We start from the raw sequence: 22,321 nt of genomic DNA on the forward strand, positions 1-22,321 counted from the left end.
CTTTATATTCTCCAATTTAAGGTGTGAAAATATTGGAATTAAAGATTATGACCTACAATATTCACCATGGCAAGGGCGTAGATAAACAATTGTGCCTTGATCGAATCTTACATGTAATAAAAAACAGCGAGGCAGATATTATAGGTTTAAATGAAGTTGATAGGCATTTTTCAAAAAGAAGTAATTATGAGGACCAGATAACGTCGCTTGCAAAACAATTAAACATGTATCACTCTTTCAGCCCCTCTATCTCTTTTATATCTAAAGAATTATCACCTGAGAGGCATTATGGAAATGCATTACTGTCTCGATATCCAATACTAACTGAAAAAAACCATCCATTTCATTATAAGTCACGACTGATCGAAGGAAGATCAGTCCTTGAAGCAACGGTTAAGTTAAATAGAACTATTGTTCGAATTTTTGTTAGTCATTTAAGTCTTAATCTCTTTTTACAACGAAAACAAACAGAATTTATTATGAATCAAAAACAAATAAGCCCCTTTCCTATGATTATAATGGGCGATTGGAACATGAAACCTCGTTCATGGGGATGGAGAAAAATGACAAGTGCTTTCCAAGACGTATGGGAGTATGCCGGCATTGGAGAAGGATATACTTACCCCTCTCTTCGCCCAAGATCAAGGTTAGATTACCTATTCGTCAGTAAAGATTTTCAGATTTTAGATGCTGAAGTAGTAAAAAGTATTCCAGAAGCTTCTGATCATCTGCCATTAAAAGCTACAATTCAAATAAAAGAATGAATTTTAAAGCTTCCTAACCAAAGGAGAATTCATGATGACTTCAACCTCAAACCAGAAAAAAAGAATCATCTTGCTTATGATTGATACATTTATGGATTCAGCCTTACAAGCTGCCTTAAAAGCTGGAAGAGCTCCAGCCTTAAAATTTCTTATGGAAAACGGGCGATACTTTTCAGATGTAGTGAGTCCCTTTCCAACAATGTCAGTAACTGTTGATAGTACGTTATTAATGGGTGTAAACAGTGATAAACACAAAATCCCTGGTCTTGTTTGGTATAACCAGCATGAAAAAAGACTGATTAACTATGGAAGCCATATTAGAGAACTTTATAAACTGGGCTTAAAGCAATCAACGGAAGATATTTTTTACAATTTAAATCACGAGCATTTAAGTAAGCAATATAAAACCATTCATGAAATCTTACATGAAAAAGGCATTCAAACCGCCTCAATAAATGCCCTTTTGTACCGTGGAAATACCCCTTCATTTTTAAAAATACCCTTTCTACTATCGATGTTCTCAGGTTTGAATTCTCAAATGAAGTCGTATTCCCCAGACTTTTTTTCATACGGTTTAATGCATAAACTAAACCCTTTAAAGAAGTATTCTTTCTTTTGGAAAAAATATGGATTTAATGATAAATTTTCAAGAAATGAATTAACATATCTAATTAACAAAAATAAGTTGCCGCCCTTTTCAATTGTTTATTTTCCTGATTTAGATCAAAGTGTACATAAAAATGGAAGAGAGGATGTAACTGGTATTGAAAAAGTCGATCAACAGCTTCAAAAAATTTTAAATCAATATCCTTCTTGGGAAGTTGCTTTAACAGACAATATTTGGATCCTTCTCGGTGATAATGGCCAAGCGTGGATAAAAAATGATCGTAAGAAAGCCTTGATTGATTTAAAGAAAATTCTATGCAATTTTAATATTGTAAAGCTAAAGAAGGGAGTAACCTCCCAAGACGAAATCGTTCTAGGTGTGAATGAAAGGATGGCTTTTATTTACAGCCTAGACGTTAAAAAGGTCCCATTAGAAAAATTAGCAAGTCCTTTGGAAAAAGATGATCGAATTGATATTATTGCACGAAAAAAAGAAAAGACAGTAACAGTTACATCAGGACTGCACAGTGGACACCTTCATTTTTATCCTGGCAGTGACTTTACTGATGAATATGGACAATCTTGGTCTATAGATGGGAATAAAGAAATTCTAAACATAGAAATTAAAGATAATAAAATCATTTATGGAGACTACCCAGACGCATTAGCAAGATTATACACATCCCTTTTTTCTCATAAAGGTGAATACATGATCGTCAGTGCAAGACCAGGCTATGAATTTATAGGAGAGGGTTCTCCTACGCATGTTGGTGGAGCGAGTCATGGAGGCTTGCATCGTCAAGACTCCTTAGTATCCATGATCATTTGCGGCACAGATTCATCTCCAAACTATTTACGGTTGATAGACATGAAGGATTGGTTATTAACATTAATTACTTAAGTTACCATCTGCTTACTCATAAATAGAGGCTTCCTTAAATGTTAAAGGTTCCAGCCAATTTTTTAAGGTAAGCCTCAGGTTGTTATTTGCTTTCCAACAAGCATTCAAACATGGTCAAGCTAAGTCCTTACTCTTTAGGAAACGAAAGGTTTTATCGGTCAATATGCTAACAAAGCTCCCAATAAATGCACTTCCTATTATATCAATTGGATAATGATGACCTAACCATATACGGGAAAACCCAGTTAACATCGATAATCCCCACATGATAGATCCAATGAACCGCTCATAAAGGAAAACAGATGTAGATATAGAAAAAACTAGCAGAGTATGTTTACTTGGAAATGAAGAGTCTGTCTTTGAAGGAATGAGTATCCCTATACGTCGTTTCATAAAAGGACGCGGTTTAAAATAAACAGACTTAATCAACCGATTAATAATCAAGGAAAATAGGGAAGAGATCACCGCCTTTTTAGCTGCTTTTTTGTATGAAGAGTTAATCCACATGAAAAGCAATACAAAAAGAAATACATATCGCATTTTTTTCGATATTAGGATCATGAATAGATCAATTGGAGTACCGGGCTGCAATTTCTTATCATTCATAAAGATAGCTCCTTACGTTGAAGATACAAGTATAATTCCCCTATTAGGATGTAATAAATCAGCCTAATGATTTCCATCATAATCAAATTGCTGTTTGTAAAAATTAAATGGTGAAGGGTACAAAAATCCCTAAAAAATTATATTTGTAAGGAAGTGTTAAAATTTGAATAATTATAAGTGGATGAATAATCTGAATAATCTCATAAATAAAGGAGGAAGACTGCCCTTATTTAACATGTTTGGCAGAAGAAGACGAAGAAATAGAGGAATGGTTTGGACGTCTATTCTGGGCTTAGGAATCAGTGCGGTTGTAATGGGTTTAAGAGGAAATCAAAACAAAAATTTCATGCGTCCCTTTAGAAATTTCCTAACTAATTTTCAGACAAAAAATAATCAAAATCCTGTTGGAATGCAAAACAGAAATGCTTTTGCTGAATTTTCGAATGAACTATCACCAAATATGAATTCAGATAAAACAAATAAAAATTAAAGAGGATAACTAAGAAAACAACCTTATTGAAATAAATAAGGTTGTTTTCTATAATAACTCAAAGCCGTAATATCTGGTCAAACCAATCCCCAATGATAACAATATGGGGATAGTACTGAGCGAACCGTTTTCGTTAACTTAAAAATACTCATTTAACTCCCATGATTCTACTATTTGATGTGCAGTTTGTGGATTAAATCCTTTTCCGAGCAAATATGCGATAGCAGCTATTTCTTCTAAAGCATGCTTATACGACGTATATTTCGCTTCCTGCAATCCGTAGTTTACAAATGGCCTGACTGCATTTAATGTTGGATTTTTTAATTGCGGGTATAACATTGCAGGCATTTGATGAGCGATAATCTCAGAAGTTGGGTACTGTCTATAATTGTTGACTGGATAATAATATGGCTGATAACCATTCATTGGCCTAGACATCCTCTCTCATTCATTCGATTTCATTTTATGTTTCAAGTAAAAATTAGGTGATTTGTCCCCATTATGATTTTATTTGGAAGGGTAAAGGTGGTCTATAAATGTCTTTGCCAGATTAATATCCTTATTCTACCTAGTAAGGTGTGAAGAGAAATATACGCAAATTTATGGTTTGTTATCAAATGTTTGAACGTAAAAAATAGTAATAGCAGCAACAAACTGCTGCGGTCCTCTTTATTTTTTTCTTTTCTTATATGGTATGTTTAGATTTAGTATGAATGAATTTTGATCCAATCAAAGTGTATGTTCTGATCCTGAGATGGACCATAACGGTCAGGATCACTGCCTCCGTGGAAGGCGGTCATATGAAGCGTATCTACTTTAGTTCCATCCGTTACGTATTTAATGTTCGTCTTCGTGAACTTTGGTGTACTCATGTCATTGACATAAATCTTTAGAACGCCATCATAGTTACTGCCGCTATTGATCTTGACCAAGATTTTAACTGTATACCAGGTATTGCTCGAGAGAATAACGTCCTTTAACGGTTGATGATTCATATCTGCCCCGAAACCATCTCCCCATGTTTCTGTCATTCCCGCATGATAGACATAAGGAATCAAATGTCCATCAGGTTTGAACATCAGTCTGACGCTAAATCCGTCACCGTTAGTGGCATCACCGCCCCCAGTATAGTTTTTGCCGCCTCCAAGACCAGGAAGCTTTCCCCCTTCTGTCCAATCATAGGTACCGCTAGTCGGGGCGAATTTCACTCGATATTCCAATTTGTAAGTGTCCTTCCCTTGCAATCGGGACAAAATTTGACCGCCGCTTCCAGATGTTCCCACTCCACCTTCTGGCATATGAAAAACTAGATGTCCGGCACTATTGATAGTAATTCGATCGGTTTGAGTTTTCGAAATGATGTTTCCGAAATCTTCAATTGCTTGTTGATCTGAATATACACCTGTCTCACTAGAAAAAAACACATCACGATCTGCAAAATACGCTGAGAAAGCGCTTACAGTTGACAATAAGAAAATTAAACCCACTAGTCCAAAAGATACAACACTGCGCTTATTCAACCACCTCATTCAAATCCCTCCTTGTATTGTTGTCATCATATTAAAATGGCGGGAATGTCATTGAACCTGCCGTTTATCATATTGTAACGGCAGGTTCTCGTTGCTATTGGACAAATTTGACGTCTACTTCATTAATACGGGCAATCGTGTCTTTCCAAGATGGACTGACAAATTTGAACCTTATAGAAGTTGTCATGATCGGATCAAATTCCAGCAGTGTGAATTGCTCCTTGAAGGCATCCTTGTCGTTATTCCTTACTACCTGCAGCGTCTTCCATTCCGAACCATCCAAATATTCCAGATCGAAATCCTTGACATGCCAGCCTGCAGAGCCGGTAACAGGCACGTGCCCGCTCCATAGCTTCACTTGATTGATCGTCTGTGCGGATGTCCAATCCAACTTAAGAAAAGGGGGCTGTGTTCCGCTGGACAACCAACGCGTAGATAAATTTCCGTCTACCACTCTTTCTTTTACGTTGGTGCCAAGTGTGGAATCAACCGACAATTGGGCTGTAATCGCCAGGTTATTCGTCACGATCAACATGATTGTACCGCTCTTCGTCACTCCATCCAATGTAGCTGTTACCTTAATCACAGCATTACCTTCCTTTAATGCTGTGACTTCCCCGCTTGAGTCCACAGAAGCAAGCTCTGGAGTCAGACTCTCATAGACAATCTCGGCATCTTCTAAAGAAGTATCAGAGCCCGTGTTCATTTTACCTGATGCATGTAAGAGGGTAGAAGTATTCGGTGCAAGTTGAGTTTTATCCGCAGTTACTGTTACACTAGCCAATTCGACAACGGGATAAGTTTCCACCCTTAGGTATGGGCGCTTATCGCTGCCTTCACCATTGTACAGTTGAGTAAGGTAACCGGTCAGCTCCGGATTTTGTGCGATGGCAAGTGATGCCGTCTTATCGCCCGCCAATTGATCTTTTACAAACAAGGTAACGTCGAATACATACCACGCATCAACCCCGTCATCCTTAACCTTTATTGTAGACAAATGATCGCCGAGTGCAGGCGGGGCATCGTTGGAATCCCACATCAAATCGTTTACGTTCCATGAATCATCCTCGACACCATACAAGGAATTAGCTACTGTCGTTTTCTCATTTTTGCTTTCCAATGCTCTTCCATACACGTACAGCCTCGCCGTAGCAATCTTTCCGCTCAGTTGACTCAAATCATATTTCAGATAGGTTCGAATCGTACTGTCATCATCGCCGCCTTTGACAAGCAAATCAGATGCCTCCAGGGGGGCTGATGCATTTTTTTGAACGCTTGCAGCTTCAATCCCAGACAGCTGTTTAGGGATAGCCACACTGTTTACATAATCTGTCTCAGTATTAGCACTTATCTTATTGCCCGACAACAAAATATTGGTCCCATACGATATGTTGACACCATTGGTGTTGCCTGTTACACGATTGTTCTGAATGACGATGTCCTTTGGAATTCCTGCTCCATTACCCGCGTTCCCCGGATCTCCTTTATCTTCTAATGCAATAATACCCCAGAACTCATTCGCTTTATTGTCATAGATCTTATTGTTTTTTACAATGGTTCCAGGTGCATTCTTCAGACGAATCCCCTGACTGCCCGCTTTGGTGAAATGGATGATCGTATTGTTCTCGATAACGGTTTTGGGAGAGCCAAGATATACTTGAATGCCGTATCGATCCACATTCTTGATCACATTATTATGAATATAGTTGCCCGGTCCTGCTGCATCATGCGTTGCACCAGGATTGCCTACACCGATAGCCGCTTCACCGCCGCCGACGATATGGTTGAACCGAACCTCATTCATATATTCGTCTTCTCCATGAAAGTCAATCGAATCTAACGCAATGTTCTTATACTTATTGTTTTCAATGAGATTATTATGGGTGTAGAATTGCATAAGTGTTCCATGACGCAAATAAGGACCGATAAAACGATTGTGGCGAACAACATTGAAGTAGGAATCGTCTTCTCTGCCCAGCCGGCTTTCTTTGGGCTTTCCTTCTATTGAAACGCCGTAGCCGCTCCCTCCTTCTGCAACATCCGTTGCGTTCCTGAATAAGGAGTTTTCTACGATCACATCGTGACTATTAATAATAGCTACACCGATGCGCTGGAATTTTTCAACTGTTAGACGATCAAGAGTAATATTATAAGAAGGCTTCCCGCCAGACGATGTAATGTAAATCGCTTGTTTAGGCCCTCCTCTGTCAGGGTTGGCAACCCGGGTGTCTGTGGAATAATTCAAGTTCCAACTCGAGGTTATCGTCATATTACTGATTTTGATATTGTTTTGCGCTGCAATCCGGATAACAATCCCATAATTTGTGGCATGTTCTCCGAATTCGTTCGCATGATCTGAAACCAGGAGCACGCCATCCTGAGTTTCTCCGCGCAGCTGGACACCGGACTTCATTGTCAAGTGGGAGACGCCATCGTTAGACATGCTGGATAATTGATAGTGACCATTAGGAAGATAGACTATGTCACCAGGTTTTGCTTTATTCAGAGCCTCACGGATGGCTTTGGCATCATCCTCGCCGTTATTGGAAGGATTCGCTCCAAAAGCAACGGCATTAAGTTTTCTTCCCTTAACCGCTTGCGGTTCATGCGGTTTGTGGGGCTTACCGTCCGCGTAGTAAAGACCAGGCTTGGTTGGAATCGGCGCATCCGGATCCGGTCCGGTCGGCGGTATTTCCAAATCGTTTAATACGAACCCATCCGGATGAGGCGGGTACAGATGAATTTCGGTAATGCTGGTCCATTCGTTCTCACCGCGTCCTACTACTCGAACATAACGGGCTGTCACAGTTTCGAAGCCGAATGCCTCCAATTGAATCGTCGTACCACTGCTGGTACCGCTGTATACCTTGGTCCAGGTCGTTTGATCGTTGGATACTTCGATATCAATCGCTTTAGCACGATTATCACCTCTGTAGAATGCGACGCCCAGGTACGAGACCTCCTTTTGTGAACCCAGGTCTAGTTCAATCCATTGTCCGTCACCAAAGACTGACCAACGGGAGGTGATATCACCGTCGATCGCATACTCCGGTATATTGGAATCGCTGCCGCTGGCACGGTATTCCTCAATCGGCAGCTGATTTACTTGGTCATCGGTGCTGGCGGCTGCCTCATCCTCGGCATCCTCGGACACATTCGGGTTTTCCACCGCCTGGACCTGTTCTGCCCTTACACTAATGAAACTCGTGATCAGTATACATAAGATCAAGATAAAGGATATTGGTCTCTTGACACGATTTCTCATGATCAGTAGTCACTCCCTCAATAAATAATAACTTAACTATTGTGAATTTATCCCAAATTGCTCTTAAGGGCATACGGGTAGTGTGATGATAAACCTGGACTATGGCAGCTTGCTTGTCCGCAAAAATAATTGTGAGTTTGGTAGATTTACTACTATATAATCATTACACTAAGAAAAAAAAGTGTTAAAATAAAAGTTCAAAAGCTTCTAAATTCTGAAGACCTTACGTATACAAGGTGTACTTATATCCACTCCATCATTTTCATAAAGAAAAGCTTGCAAACTTATTTTTTAAATAATTCAAGCTAATTTCAACACTTTCAAAAGGGTGGCGCTTACACTGATCTTGTTCTACTATCCACCACTCTACCTTAGATGCTTTTCCTTGATTAAGTACTGCATCAAGATCAACCCCTCCAGTACCTAACTCTGCAAAGAATTGATCGCCATCTGTTGTCATATCTTTAAGGTGAACCAGAGGTGTTCTATTTTGATAGCGTTTCAACCATTCAACTGGATCTTCACCAGCCCGGGTTAACCAATAAACATCAAATTCTGCTTTTACCCATTCCGGATTTGTTTCATCTAGGATTGTTTCGAGCGCAGTACGTCCGTCAGCAAGAGGCTGCAGTTCAAAGTCATGGTTGTGATAGCATAGTGTAATTCCTTCTTTTTGACACGTTTTCCCAATACTATTTAAACTATTAATAAACTGAAGATAATCTTCTTCTGTTCTTCTATCATGCGGCAAGAAAGGGCAAACAATTTTAGAACTGCCTAATGAATGTTGATAATGAACGATCTCAAATAAATTTTCTTCTAAAGACTCGAGCGGAATATGACATGAGGCAGCACGTAAACCAAGATCATCAAGAATCTTTCTTAAATCTTTAGAAGCCAAATTTCCAAACCCGGCAAACTCAACCCCCTGATAACCTAGCTCTGCTACTTTTTCTAACGTGCCGACAAAGTTTTTCTAACTTTCATTTCGCAATGTATACATTTGAAGTGCAACAGGAATATTCGACAATTCTCTTCTCTCCCTTTTAAATAAGTAAACTAATTAACTACCCTTTTAGATGCATTTATCTCTAAATAAGCTCCCTGTTCTTGTAAGGTATCCTGTAATTTTCTAATGTTAAGTTCTTGAACCTTTACGCTGTCTCTTGCTGCCATTGCAGCTGCAACTCCTCCTGCATGACCAATTGCTCCGGCAGTAGGCGTTGTTCTTACGCCAGCCTGGGCTTCAAAAGTGGCAGAGAGACATCTTCCTACAACAATTAAATTGTCTATTTCATTGGAGACTAAAGATCTATAAGGGATTCCATAAATCCCTCCCCATTCTAGTTTCCTATGTGAAGTGCCTTCTCCATCCGGACTATGAATATCGATTGGATAACCAGAATGAGCAATGACATCATCAAATATTCGTTGATCTAATAAATCTTCTGCTGTTAAAGTATATAATCCCTTAATTTGCCTCGAACTTCGAACACCAATGGAAGGACCCGTTGAGACGACTACAGCATTTTCAAAACCAATCAGATAATTTTTCATAAAATACTCAAGTTCCCGGCATTGTTTTCTGCCTTCAATTTCAGCCTTACTTAAGCTCCAAGGGTCTGTACTGTCAAATCCTAATATTCTTGTCGTGTTAAAGATTACTTCCCCAGGGTTATTTGTTTCAAAAAACAAGACATCCTCTCTTTTTATTGTGATGTCTCCATTTTCTTTAGCTTCTTTGAACTCTTTTAAAAAGCCTACAACTGACAGACGCTCAACTTTATTAAAATCTTCTAAGTTTTCTGGTACTCTAGTAAAATTATCAGGGTTTTCCTTAATATATTGTTTAACTCGGTTAATATCTACGTTTCTTACTTTCATTTTCAATGTCATAGGCTGCGATGCACCATCAGTTTCTCTTCCTTTGGTAAACTTGACACCTGACCATGCAGCTAAATCTCCGTCACCAGAGGCATCTATAAAAATTTTACCGCTAAGTTCGGAAAGACCAGCTTTATTACAGACTCTTAACTTTGTTATTTTATTTCCTTCTTTCATTACTTCAGCTAATACTGTGTGGTATAAGATTTCAGCACCACTTTCAATTATCATCATTTCTAATTCATGTTTCATTGCTTCTGAATCAAATGGAGTGATTGAATAGGTGTAATTTGTTAAATCCTTTATATGACCAACAGATTTACCTATTTTTTTCAATCGTTGAATGATTTCATCGGTTATTCCTTGAATAGCTTGTTTCTTTCCTGCATGAAAAGTCATCATGGGACCTACTCCTGCAGCTGTTAACATCCCCCCTAAAAAACCGTGAGATTCAATAATTAAAGTTTTGGCCCCTAACCTTGAAGACGCTATTCCTGCTACTGCACCAGAAATGCCCCCACCTAAAATGATCACGTCAAATTCTCTCATTAAAACACTCCTCAAGATAAAATATATACTGCTTAAAATGTAAATTACTTACAGCAAGCCGTGGGCGATAACAAACATATTTTTTATGTCAGAAATTGTCTGTATACCGTTCTATTATGTCTTCCCTCATTTGCTCCTTGCTGTCATCAAGGTGTGATTTTCCTTGTTCTCAATCGCTAAATTGGCGATCCACATGAGGGCAAACGCAAGGTAGCTAAAGCTAAAGAAAGGAAGGAGGCCCGGAATAGCTTGCATGAGTAATGTAAAACAAAATAAAATAAAGGCCATTGAAATCACGTGAAATGGATAAGAGATCGCCATCATAAACGAAGCCTTAAATGATTGAATGACCTTTAGATCATAATGAACAAAAACAGGGGCAATAAAAAACAAAGTCATCAAATATAAGAAGCAGACAGCAAACATGAGAAAAAAGAACACCAACGAAGCCGCTCCGCTCTGTGATTGGAAGAAACGCAAGTAAAAGTAAGAAATAAAACCTACAGCAACTGCAATTCCTCCAACAGCATTTGCTTTTTGAAAATCTTTTTTATACAGCTGCTTAAAAGTAGGAAAAAGGTCAATGTCAGTCTGCCCGCGAACCCACTTTCTTGTTACAGCAAACATTGCAAATGTCGCTGGAAAAAAACCAAACCCGATCAAACCAACTACAGTAAAAATTGCCCATAAGAATTGTAAATACACGAAGCGTGAAATCCACTCCATTATTGTGTAAATGCCTCCGAACATACCTTTGTCAGCCATATTCTTCTCTCCTAATAAATATAAAGTGGAACCATAACATGTAGGCTCACTCACGATTTTCCATTATAAAAGATTATTTTAAGATAGACTTATTAATAGCATGAATAACCTTTAACTCTCCTGGTCCCTGTTATGAAAATGTCTGCCTCATAGAGTCTAGAATAATTTGAGGCAGACATTTGTTATTACCAGTACATTTTCCAATCCTTAAGTAATCGAACGAGCGCTTCCATGTAATAGTAGTCACCCCAAATGCAGCTTTCATTAACACCTGTATTTCTAGGTTTATGGTAGACTGCGTGTTTTAAAACACCATTCGCATGGGGTTCATCTTTTGTCGTGTAGTGTTCAGCTAGCGAATGAACAATGTGGAGCGCACTATTTTCATAATACCCTTTCACACCATCAGTAAGAGGCAGTCTTTTACTCATTTCAAGTAAGCCGCAGACGGCAATGGCAGCAGCAGAACTATCTTTTTCTTCTTCGCCTTGTGTGAAAATTAAATCCCAATAACAGACATGATCCTCAGGGAGGCGGTTAAGAAAGTAGTTTGCTAGTTTTTTGCTTAGTTCGATAAATTTTTCATCACCTGTATAGTGATAACTTAGGGGAAATCCGTACATTCCCCATGCCTGTCCTCTTGCCCAGCAGGATTCATCTGAATATCCTTGATGAGTGTTGCCGTATAGAGGCTTTCCTGTCTCGGGATCCATATAAAATGTATGATAAGTTGAAGAATCCAAACGAACAATATATTTAGCTGACTGCTTTGCATGCTGATAAGCAATTTGATGATAGGTTTGATCACCTGTTACTTCACTTGCCCAGTAAAGAAGGGGCAAGTTCATCATACAATCAATAATCATCCTTCCTCTTTGCTTAGGATCTGCTAATTCTCCCCACGCTTGAATGATTCCTGCTTTTTCAAAGTAGCGGGTAAGAAGTAATTCAGCTGCTTCTAATGCTACTTCCTTTGCTCGATTCTCTCCCGTTAATTTATATGCACTGACAGAAGAGAGGGTGTACAAGAACCCCAGATCATGATGATTCACGACAATTCTGTTCTTGATTCTATCTTGAAAACTCATAACATGCTTCTCAGCCACTCGTCTGTATTTTTCTTCTCCGGTATGCTCATAAGCGAGCCAGAGCATTCCTGTCCAGAAACCTGTCGTCCATTCGACATTGTCTACCGGTTGATAAACTGAATTTTGGCTGCTGGCACTAGGAAATTTAGAGGTAAAAGCCTCCAGGTTCTGATCGATTTTAAAAAGCACATAATCTAGTGCCTTTTCAATAAAAGCACGATCTACAGGTGGTCTTGTTGAAAACCTTTCTTTTCTTAAGAGGCTTTCATCTATTATTTGTTCGGTCTCTTGCATCTTTGTTACCTCCAATCATGGTATGCTATCATTTCTCAATCGATCGATTATACGCTTTTTGATGGAGGTCAATATATTCCTCGACACCAAGATTTTTTAGTTGATTTTTAAATTTTTTATAATCTATTTTTTCTGCACCCATTACCCATTTTTGCATCATTTCATCCCGATAGGTTTTTAAGTCTGCTCCAATTTCAATAATTTTCTTTTCTTCTTCTTCAGTAAAAGAGAAAGGAGGCAGCGGCTCTGCAAAATAGTTATTAGCAGTGTATTCTTCAATCCCTTTTAAGGCAATTGGGTTTAACCATTGTTTCTCATACTCAAAATCCTGATGATAAGAAAACAGAGTTTGGACCCCATACTCATGCAATGTTGTTGGAACATCTGGAGAGCTCAAAATTTCTTCTTTAAATACAGGCTTTCCATCGACTAAATCATAAGTTTCTCCTTCTACTCCATAGTTCATCAAGCGACGTCCTTCTTCTGTGTAAAAGAAATCAAGATATTTGATTGCTTTTACTGGATCTTTTGTTGAATACCCAATCGCTATTCCTGCTTTGTCTCCATATGGATCACGGACGGTAGTTTCGACTTTTTCCCCATCCGTATTTTGAGGAGGAGCAAATGTTTCAAATTTAAACCCTTCCACTTGATCCTTTAATAAATTGTTATAACCTGCCGTGCTTCCAAACCAATCGTGTGTCATTCCTCCCTGATTGTTCCCTAGCAAGATATCTCTAGCTTTTGCACCTCTTGTAAAAATTTCTGGATCAATTAATTTTTCTTCATACCATTTAGCTAATCCTGAAAGGGCAGTACCATATTTTTCTTCATATGGTCCGTATTGAATTTTATCTCCATCAAGATAGAGGTCATTACGAGCCCCCCATAAAATCGTAAGGTCACCCAAACTTTCCGAAATTCTTGAAAAATAAGGAATCTCATCTTGTTTGCCGTTTCCATTTGGATCTTTTTCTTTAAATGCCTTTAACACTTCATATGTTTCTTCTATTGTTTGCGGTGCTTTAAGACCAAGCTTATCCAGCCAGTCTTGTCTGACAAACCATCCTTTCTGCGCCTCCCCATCTGCTATAAAAGGAATAAAATAAAGGTTTCCATCTGAAGCTGTAACAAATTCTTCTAATCCTTCCATCTCTTCAAGGTATTTCTTTATATTAGGAGCATGCTCCTCAATCAAATCATCCAGTGGAAGAAACGCCCCTTCTTTTCCATACTTAGTTAAATCAGCCTTTGTACCTTGAACAAGATCCGGAATATCACCTGATGCAATCATCAAGTTAAAGGCTTCCTGACTGTCTGTTGATGTTTTGGGAGCTACTCCTTTCAAGTTCACATTTGTTAGCTCAGCTGCCTTCTTAAACGTCGCCCAATCATCATTGAAAATAACCTGGCCATCAAAATGATGAAGGTGAATCTTCATATCAACAGGTTCCTTGGATACCTGAAATCCCGTAAGACCCTCTTCACTTTCTAGGTTTTTATTTGCATTCTTATCACTTGAAGCACTATTATTCGAACATCCTCCAACAATTAGCAGGAAAATGGAAAAAAAGATTAAAGCGAATTTTTTCAAGTTAACTCCCCCTCGACTTAGTTCGTAACTATTTATCTAGTATGATTTTGTGAAAACTGATTTTCGTACACCAAATGTTTGATTCCAATAGAAACAATAAATCTGTTTTTAGAACAAAACCAAAACATTATTTCTCAAACGTTACAGTTATAATCCTCTACTCTTTAATCCCGCCGATTATCGTTCCTTTTACAAAATACTTTTGCAAATACGGATAGACTAATACGATCGGAATAATCGAAACAATGATTGTTGCATAAATGACAGTTTCTGCGGAGTATTGAGAGGTTGTATCAAGTGAATTGGCCATTTGTTCCTTTACACTCATATCAACCACCAATTTTTTTAACAGCACCTGCAGCGGAATTTTACTTTCATCATTTAACACAATCATTGACCAGAAGTAACCGTTCCATCTGCTAACCGCATAAAAGAGTCCTACTGTTATAAGCGCTGGTTTTGATAAAGGCAAGAAAATTTTCCACAATATCTGAAGATCATTTGCCCCATCCACTTTTGCCGACTCTTCCAAAGAATCAGGTACTGATTGAAAAAAGCTTCTCATAATGAAGACTAAAAACGTTGAAACTGCAAAGCCTACAATGATCGCTGTCCGGGTATCCAGTAATCCCAGGTCTTTTAAATTCAAGTAGGTTGGGATGATTCCGGCATTGAACCACATTGTGAATGCGATGAAAAAAGCGAAAAAGCTGCGACCTTTTAGCCGTTTTTTTGAAAGCGGATAGGCACCGCAAATTGTAACAAACATGCTAAACAGTGTTCCAACAACCGTGTAAAAAATTGTATTTCCATATGCTATCCAAATTCCCGGCTCCTCAATGACCCGTTTGTATGCTTCAAATGTTATATCTTTCGGAAATAAGAGCACATCTCCCCTAAGAACGGCATCAGATGAACTGATAGAAGCAGATAGCACATAAATGAACGGGTAAATGCAGATAATGGCAATTAATCCGACAAGAACATAGATAATGAAATCGGCTGTTTTACTTCCAAAACTCTTCATTTACCATAAACCTCCGCTCTCACTGAATTTTTTCGTAATTTTGTTCGCTGTAAACACTAGCACTAAACCAACAACAGCGTTGAATAAGCCAGCTGCTGCTCCGAGCTCATAGTTTGCTCCTTGCAAGCCGGCCCGGTAGACAAATGTGTTTATGACATCAGCCGTCTCATAGGTTGCGGGCTGGTAGAGCAGGATAATCGCTTCATACCCAATTTCCAGGAAATTTCCGATGTTCAAAATAAATAAGATCAAGATCGTCGGGATAATCCCCGGCAAGGTGACATGCCACATTTGTTTCCATCGGTTCGCACCGTCCATTTTGGCTGCTTCATACAACTGCGGATTGATCCCGCTGATCGCAGCAATATAGATAATCGCGTTGAACCCGACATCCTTCCAAATGTTCATCCCGATAAAGATGGATCGGAAGTATTCTGGATTGGTTAAAAAATAAATTTTTTCTCCGCCTAATTTGTCAATGATAATGTTGACAAGGCCGTTTGATGGCGAAAGAAAGTTGGTTACAAGCCCTGCTACAACAACAATTGAAATAAAATAAGGAAGATATGTCGCCGTCTGGGTCAACTTTCTATAAGTTGCCGATTTAATTTCATTAAAAAGAAGTGCCAAAATAATCGGTGCCGGAAAGGCAAATATCAAGGTGTATAAACTAATAAGGATGGTGTTTTTTAAAGTTCTAATAAAGTAATCGCTTTCAAAGAACTGTACGAAATTTTGAAATCCAACCCATGGACTAGCTTCAATCCCCTGAAAAATACTGTAATCTTTAAAAGCAATCTGAAGTCCATACATTGGGCGGTACAAGAAGATAATGTACCATGCAATAAACGGGATCAGCAGTAAGTACAAATATTTATCACGACTGATTGTTTTTTTGATTCTTTGAATTCGCGAAAGACCTGTCTTATGGGTAATTGTCGTGATATGGTTTTTCACTTCAGATTGAATTTGACCATTCATACCTTTCCTCCTTTCTTTTTTTGTAATCTCGATGACTGTTTAAACTGGTTATCCTGACTTTACTCGATCATAAACCAGCATACTATCACCAGTTTTTTGTTTTCATCACCGTTTTTAATTACAATCAAAAGAAATGAAGATGATCAAAAAAAGTGTAGATACCTTTTTCCCTTAAGAGGATTTTTCATATTGACCTGGGGATAGGCCGACATATTTTTTGAATATTCTAATAAATGTATTGACATTATTGAATCCGACCATGCTCGCTACCTGACTAATTTTCACCTCTTGTACAGATAAAATCTCCTTTGCTTTTTTTACTCGATACATATTTAAATATTCTTTAAAGTTATCCCCTGTTTGTTCTTTAAAGACTGTGCTCACGTAGCTTGAGGATAAATTAAAATGTTCGGCTAAATCTGTTAGAGAAAGATCCCTGTGAAAATTTTCATGAATAAAGTTCAACAGTTGATCAGCCACTGACAAATCTGTCTTTTTTGTTTGTGATTGAATGTTTTCCAGAAGTTCCTTGAAAATACTGGTAATTGTCTGTTCAAGCTCTTCTTTTCCGCGAATCATTTGAAGCCTTTGGTAGACCGTTTCATCTTCACCAAAGATTGTCCTTTCTGCCTGATTAGTCTGAGATAAAATTCGATGAATGGTAGCAAGTACTTCAAATACCAAGCTTCGGAGTGCAGATTCATCAAGCTGTCTAACATAAAGATTATCATTTAGCAGATTTTTCAAAATGGACATGGCCTTTTCCTTCTGACCTCTACAACTAAAATTAATCAAATCTTTCTCCATCTCGAGTGGGTAATAGTAGCTCTTTTGCTCAAACCTTTCAATATCTTCTGTTGTCACAATGTTTTTTCGTTCAATCGCATACCTGTATTCAAGCAAGTTTCTTGCCTGTTTATACCCTTTTTCAAATTCAGAAAGGGCTGCAACTGGTTCACTTATCGCAATGAACATTGTTGCATGAAGTCGTTCATTCAACCCCGCGTTAAACGAATTCAACCAATCGCGAATTATCTGTAAATTGGTTTCACTTGTCAGGATTGCGAGTTTCTCTACTTCCATTTCAATCATTTCGTAAGAGATTTTCTTTTCTATATGTTCTTTTAAATAGGTTAGCAACTGAAGCTTGATCGTCAGAATCCCTTCACGTGTGAGCGATTCTTCCCACTCCTTATAGTGGGTGAATTCAAAAAGGATGACCCTTCCTTGGGTCAACTTGGCAAGACCGTATTGCTCCGATTTCTCCTTTACTTCCTCTTTCTCTACTAATCCAAGAAGCAAATCTTTCATAAATTTTTGTTTCAGAGACAGCTGGTGGTGATCTATGGTAGAAAGCAGTCTTTCGTTCATTTTTTTCATATTGGTCGTTATTTGCTGGATAATGGCAAACTCATCTCCATCGATACTCTCTTGTCTATCTTTCAATACATGAAGAACTTTTTTTACAGGCTGATACGTATAATTCACAAACAAAACTTGAACCACAAGTCCAGCTAATAAAAATAGAAGATAAACAGGCAGTGAATCCATTAGAAGCCCGGCAAACGATGTTTCGGTAACTTGTTTCGGCGTAATATAAAGATACTGCCAATCTTTTAAAACTTCTGAGGATAAGGATTTAATCTGAAAGCCCGAAGCCTTTATTTTTTGATAGGGAACTGGTTCTTCTTTAGAATATTCCAGCTGTTTTAATCGGTCTCGGGTCAAGATGTCAGCAATCGAAAGATTATGGAAAGTTGTTTGATGACTTGTAATACGGTCCCCTTCTACAATAGCAAACCCTCCCTGATCAACTGGATTTAAAGCTGGGTACAGGTTTTTAGTATAGAAGGAAAGAAAAAAAACAATGTTATTCCCTTCAGATATCCGTTCTTTTTTCAAAAGTGTAATATACACGTTATCTTTCTTTTGATTCATGAGCGAAAATAATTTATACTGCCCAAAGCTATTGTTTTTTTCCTTTAAATAGTCAGCCACCTGTTGATTCTCTTCTTTATTAAGACCAAGCTGTTGAAAATAACGTTCCTGATTAATTGTCATATCAGGTGTCACAATCAAATCTTCATCTGCTTTCATCACACCCAGCTTATACTCAAACTGGCTGAAAGCATTCGAATTTTTCTGAAGCTCCTTATACAACTCATTAACAAAGAAATATTCTAGCTTTTCATTCGTATTTTGACTATAATTCACAAACGCTTCCGTTGACTTAAGCTGGTTAATCCCGCTCAACGCCACCTGCAACCGTTGGTCCACTTTTTCCTTCGTCTGTTTCAAAAGCTCCTTCTGACTCTGTTCCAGCTCAAAATTCGTAAACTCCCGATTCTTTAAATAATAAACAAACGACAACGCAGCAGTATATATAAAAATAACCCCCATCATGCATACAAATAACTTCCAAAAAAACTTTCTCTTTCTCACAGCTTCTCCCCCTAATTAGCAGTAATAGGTTTTCTAATAATTTCCAGTTGATCCAACTCCCCTATACAGGTGTTTTTTATCTATCCCCCGAAAAGGTTCACTAACGAAATAGCAACCCTTGCAGTAAGGCTAGTACAAAGGTTGCTTTAAATTAAAAATACTTTAATAATTTTGTGATGAAGTAACTTTTCTAGATCTAAAACTTTGGATTTGAACAGGAACCTCCTGTCCTTTTATTGTAAAGGTTTTTTTGGTTGTATGAACAAGTAATTTTGAAGATTACCACTATTTCGAACCATCTGATTTAATTCATGCAACGCTAGTCTGATTTTGAAGCTCTTTGACATGTAAAATTCGCACAAAAACGAAAAGCCCACGTCTTAAACAATGGGCGTTAAAAAGTGAACAACATCTAACGTACAACCAAATGTACCTCGTCTTTTCATTTTTGTGCCGCTATGCAGCATAGGAATTGTAACTTTGAATTCGTCCTCTAACCGATAATAAAAAAATTCAGAGCAGTGAATATCATTTAAACTCTCAAAATCAGTCATCTTTTCTCTTTATCCAAGGAGATCATTTATAGGAACCTGATTCCAATTTACTGTATGTCGTAAATTAAATTTGAGCCATATTGTCTTTGTTCATTTCCAAACATTCTTAAGTTTCAAATTATTCATTAGTAGTCAGTTTAGCAGCGTTTAAATATCCATTTCCTTGGACGTTAGGAGGCAGCCCCAAATCATCACATGCAGAAGCGAGCCGCTGCTTGACTTGATCAGGTGATAGATTGGGTTCTTTTTGAAGGAGCTGCGCTACAATTCCAGCGCATATTGGTGTGGCCATTGATGTTCCTGATAATGAGAAATAATTTGCATCCACACGTCCCTTTGCATTTGTTTTATCAAGAAAAGAGTTCGGTGCTCTTAATGAAATAATATTGACTCCAGGAGTTAAAAGGTCTGGTTTGGTCAGACCATCAATTGTTGGGCCGCGGCTTGAGAAATCTGCTGCTATATCATCAGAACGATCAATTGTGTTTAGATCGTCTGCAGCCCCAACTGTAATTATTTTTGGGCTGATTCCAGGACTTCCAATTGTTTCCTTTGAAGGGCCTGAGTTGCCAGCAGCAGCACATACAACTAATCCCTTATCCCACGCCTTTTCAACAGCTTTCACAACAGGATCATCTTCGAAAGATTGTTGTGCAGAAGCACCAAGAGATAATGAAAGAATGTCGATGTTGTAATGGGATTGGTTTTGAATACACCACTCAATACCGGCTATAACAGTTGAAAGTGATCCAGATCCCATTTTATCCAGCACCTTAACCCCCACTAAATTTGCTTCAGGAGCTGGCCCTTGATACTTTCCACCAGATGAAATTCCATTACCTGCTGCATCTCCTGCACAATGAGTCCCATGACCGTTATCATCATATGGATCCGTTTTGTTATTAATAAAATCTTTAAAAGCAATGATCCTTTCTTTTAAATCGCTATGAGGATAGATACCTGTGTCAATGACTGCGATCGTCACATCTTTTCCTGTTAAGCCGGATTGAATTAATTGGTCAGAATGAGTAGATGGAGTTGCGGCATCTAGGAGAGCTGTCACTTTTCTGTCATAGTAGATTTTTTTGATGTGAGAACAATTTTCAAGCAATTTCTCTATTTTCTCTATCGACAAGTTAGTCGAACAGCAGGAAATCGAGGGGAATTGCTTAAGAGCCTTGCATTTAGCCGCCTTCATATCATTAAGTCCATGATCAAAGGCATCTTGCTCAAACTCAATCACGACCGGCAGCTTCTTCGTTTTTTTACCAAAATGCTCTAAAGGGCGATGGAGAAAACATGGAATGGAACGAAATGGGTGATAGTGCTGAACCATTTCCCGGCGAATGTTGCTATCGAGTTTATGCCCCATTCTTCGAACAAGTTGAATAATTGAAAACCCTAACATTAAAACTCATTCCTCTCTAGTAATTCATGTAACAAGATATATTACGTGAATTGCTAGAAGAACGAATAATTAATTCGTATAACCTTTGAGAAAAAAGGCAAAAAACTAGAGAAATAATAGAATTAAGTTCTTATCTCTTGAAGGATTCCCTCTAGTTTTACCAAAGCAAATTCAACCATTCTTTCATATATATTTAAAATCGCTTCCCCGTAATTGGTGCCTGGCACCGCCCATTTTCCGTTTAAAGCAGTCCAGGTTGGGGCGGATCCTCTCGTTACAAGGTTAAACCGAGGATCTATTAGTGGATACTTATCTGGCAGTTGTTCAGTTGATGCATATGCAAATAAATGCTGAAAATGAGCAAGTACTCCTTCACTTGGTGTTTGAAAGCTGGCACCCGGATTATCCGGTCCTGTTGCTCCTAATCCGCAAAAGTTGTTTTGCTCAGGTTTTACGACTCCTGTAAATCGAAAAAAATTGGTTTCATGCAAAGCTTGGGCAAAGGCAATATCTCCCCGTATTCCATAATCCTGTCCAAAAGTTAAATAAAAATGACCAAGCTCTGGTGTGTTTGGGTTTATACTTTTAGCAAATTGGTTCATTTGTTCTGGAGAAAGGAAAGTCCTGCCTGCTATTGAATAGCCGCCAGCTTCATTCGAGTCCCTTTTTTCCGCTGCAATGAACGCATCGTCAATACCTGCATTTTTGACTTCAACTAACCGCTTTTCTGCATTTTCCCGAGTTGAAAAAGCTCCCGCTTGAACTCTATACCAAACTTCCCCAGATATATTTCTTGAATCAACAAAAGCCTCAATTCCTTTTGTGTCCAAATATGAGACTCGTTCTTCCGCATTTTCTCTAGATTTAAAAGAGCCTGCGATTACCTTGTAAATTGTTCCAGAATTATCTGGTTTTTTTTGTAGTTTAAAAGTTTTTGCTACACCATTAGCATGACCTTGGGCTACTTTTTGCCGCCATGCAGCATTCTTCATTAGGGCAGCATCGCGGCCGTTATCGATAAATCCATTTTCCGTAAGAAGGGCTGGCATAGCTGATTCACGTAACACATGAAAATTAGCTTTTTTCTTTCCGCGATCCACAAGCTCATTTTCTTTTATTATTTCTGCATGGATAATATTTTGGTAGTTTGCTGTTAAAGATGAGTCAGATAAGCTGCTGTGAATATAGTCTTCATATCCTTGAGCGGAACCATTAAAGGCATTGCAATGGATGGACAAATAATAATCTGCTCCCCATGAATTAGCCTCATTTGTTCGTGCACTTAGACTCTTAGCTGTATCACTTGTTCGGCTCATTCTCACTTCCACGTTTTCATAATCATTTAGTAAGATTGTTCGGATTCTAAGTGCAATATCTAAGGTAATATCTTTTTCATTTAACCCGTTGCCTTGGGCACCTGGGTCAGATCCGCCATGACCTGGATCTAAATATAACTTCACTATATTACCACCTTTTCTGTTTAATAAAGAACTAACACTAATATTTTATGGAAAATAATAAAATTTGAGATAGACGAACGTTCTTTTTCTATCAATTTGGAGAGAACGCCAAGA

The 22,321-nt window shown here is 38.3% G+C and carries 16 protein-coding genes and 2 pseudogenes; 3 read left to right on the forward strand and 15 right to left on the reverse strand.

All coding sequences use genetic code 11. The annotated features are described in order from the left end of the window. The first annotated feature begins 23 nt into the window (after positions 1-23). Both IC621_RS10495 and IC621_RS10500 read left to right on the forward strand, forming a co-directional pair. Entirely contained in the window at positions 24-764 is a 741-nt protein-coding gene (locus IC621_RS10495) for an endonuclease/exonuclease/phosphatase family protein (protein ID WP_318153027.1), read from the forward strand. A gap of 34 nt (positions 765-798) precedes the next feature. Continuing rightward, positions 799-2,271, forward strand: a complete 1,473-nt coding sequence (locus IC621_RS10500; protein WP_191158249.1) for an alkaline phosphatase family protein — start codon at positions 799-801, stop codon at positions 2,269-2,271. 114 nt (positions 2,272-2,385) lie between these two features. On the opposite strand, the gene IC621_RS10505 is transcribed toward IC621_RS10500, so the two are convergent. Then, positions 2,386-2,877 carry an undecaprenyl-diphosphatase gene (locus tag IC621_RS10505; protein WP_191158250.1) on the reverse strand — a complete coding sequence of 164 codons (492 nt, stop codon included), beginning with the start codon at positions 2,875-2,877 and terminating at the stop codon, positions 2,386-2,388. Between the two features lie 163 nt (positions 2,878-3,040). On the opposite strand from IC621_RS10505, the gene IC621_RS10510 reads away from it, so the two are divergent. Further along, a complete protein-coding gene (locus tag IC621_RS10510) occupies positions 3,041-3,367 on the forward strand; it encodes a hypothetical protein (protein ID WP_191158251.1) in 327 nt (108 codons plus the stop codon). 138 nt (positions 3,368-3,505) lie between these two features. Here the strand turns inward: IC621_RS10510 and IC621_RS10515 are convergent. The 14 genes and pseudogenes from IC621_RS10515 to IC621_RS27000 all read right to left on the reverse strand — a co-directional run. Then, positions 3,506-3,691 (reverse strand): annotated as a pseudogene (locus IC621_RS10515) (hypothetical protein); the annotation flags it as partial. A 380-nt stretch (positions 3,692-4,071) separates the two neighbouring features. After that, a complete protein-coding gene (locus IC621_RS10520) occupies positions 4,072-4,896 on the reverse strand; it encodes a polysaccharide lyase (RefSeq protein ID WP_191158253.1) in 825 nt (274 codons plus the stop codon). A gap of 94 nt (positions 4,897-4,990) precedes the next feature. Beyond that, on the reverse strand, positions 4,991-8,161 hold the full coding sequence (locus IC621_RS10525; protein ID WP_191158254.1) for a discoidin domain-containing protein: 3,171 nt from the start codon (positions 8,159-8,161) through the stop codon (positions 4,991-4,993). Positions 8,162-8,423: 262 nt separating this feature from the next. Next, a pseudogene (locus tag IC621_RS10530) lies at positions 8,424-9,191 on the reverse strand (sugar phosphate isomerase/epimerase family protein). Between the two features lie 29 nt (positions 9,192-9,220). Then, a complete protein-coding gene (locus tag IC621_RS10535; protein ID WP_191158255.1) occupies positions 9,221-10,594 on the reverse strand; it encodes an FAD-dependent oxidoreductase in 1,374 nt (457 codons plus the stop codon). Between the two features lie 126 nt (positions 10,595-10,720). Further along, positions 10,721-11,359 (reverse strand): YesL family protein, encoded by a 639-nt coding sequence (locus IC621_RS10540; protein WP_191158256.1) that lies wholly within the window; start codon positions 11,357-11,359, stop codon positions 10,721-10,723. A 185-nt stretch (positions 11,360-11,544) separates the two neighbouring features. After that, positions 11,545-12,741 carry a glycoside hydrolase family 88 protein gene (locus IC621_RS10545; protein ID WP_191158257.1) on the reverse strand — a complete coding sequence of 399 codons (1,197 nt, stop codon included), beginning with the start codon at positions 12,739-12,741 and terminating at the stop codon, positions 11,545-11,547. Positions 12,742-12,769: 28 nt separating this feature from the next. Then, on the reverse strand, positions 12,770-14,335 hold the full coding sequence (locus IC621_RS10550; protein WP_191158258.1) for an extracellular solute-binding protein: 1,566 nt from the start codon (positions 14,333-14,335) through the stop codon (positions 12,770-12,772). A 157-nt stretch (positions 14,336-14,492) separates the two neighbouring features. Beyond that, positions 14,493-15,362 (reverse strand): carbohydrate ABC transporter permease, encoded by an 870-nt coding sequence (locus IC621_RS10555; protein WP_191158259.1) that lies wholly within the window; start codon positions 15,360-15,362, stop codon positions 14,493-14,495. After that, positions 15,363-16,343 carry an ABC transporter permease gene (locus tag IC621_RS10560; RefSeq protein WP_191158260.1) on the reverse strand — a complete coding sequence of 327 codons (981 nt, stop codon included), beginning with the start codon at positions 16,341-16,343 and terminating at the stop codon, positions 15,363-15,365. A gap of 171 nt (positions 16,344-16,514) precedes the next feature. Further along, entirely contained in the window at positions 16,515-18,785 is a 2,271-nt protein-coding gene (locus IC621_RS26995; protein WP_191158261.1) for an AraC family transcriptional regulator, read from the reverse strand. A gap of 380 nt (positions 18,786-19,165) precedes the next feature. Continuing rightward, complete coding sequence (locus IC621_RS10570; protein ID WP_191158262.1) at positions 19,166-19,339, reverse strand: hypothetical protein; 174 nt, start codon at positions 19,337-19,339, stop codon at positions 19,166-19,168. Positions 19,340-19,457: 118 nt separating this feature from the next. Further along, the gene (locus IC621_RS10575) at positions 19,458-20,747 is read right to left on the reverse strand and encodes a S8 family peptidase (RefSeq protein ID WP_191158263.1); all 1,290 of its coding nucleotides are present in this window, start codon (positions 20,745-20,747) and stop codon (positions 19,458-19,460) included. A 122-nt stretch (positions 20,748-20,869) separates the two neighbouring features. Further along, entirely contained in the window at positions 20,870-22,207 is a 1,338-nt protein-coding gene (locus IC621_RS27000; RefSeq protein ID WP_318153028.1) for an N-acetylmuramoyl-L-alanine amidase, read from the reverse strand. Between the last annotated feature and the right edge of the window lie 114 nt (positions 22,208-22,321).

Origin of the sequence: Metabacillus arenae (assembly GCF_014773385.1) — a bacterium.
Classification (GTDB): domain Bacteria; phylum Bacillota; class Bacilli; order Bacillales; family Bacillaceae; genus Metabacillus_D; species Metabacillus_D arenae.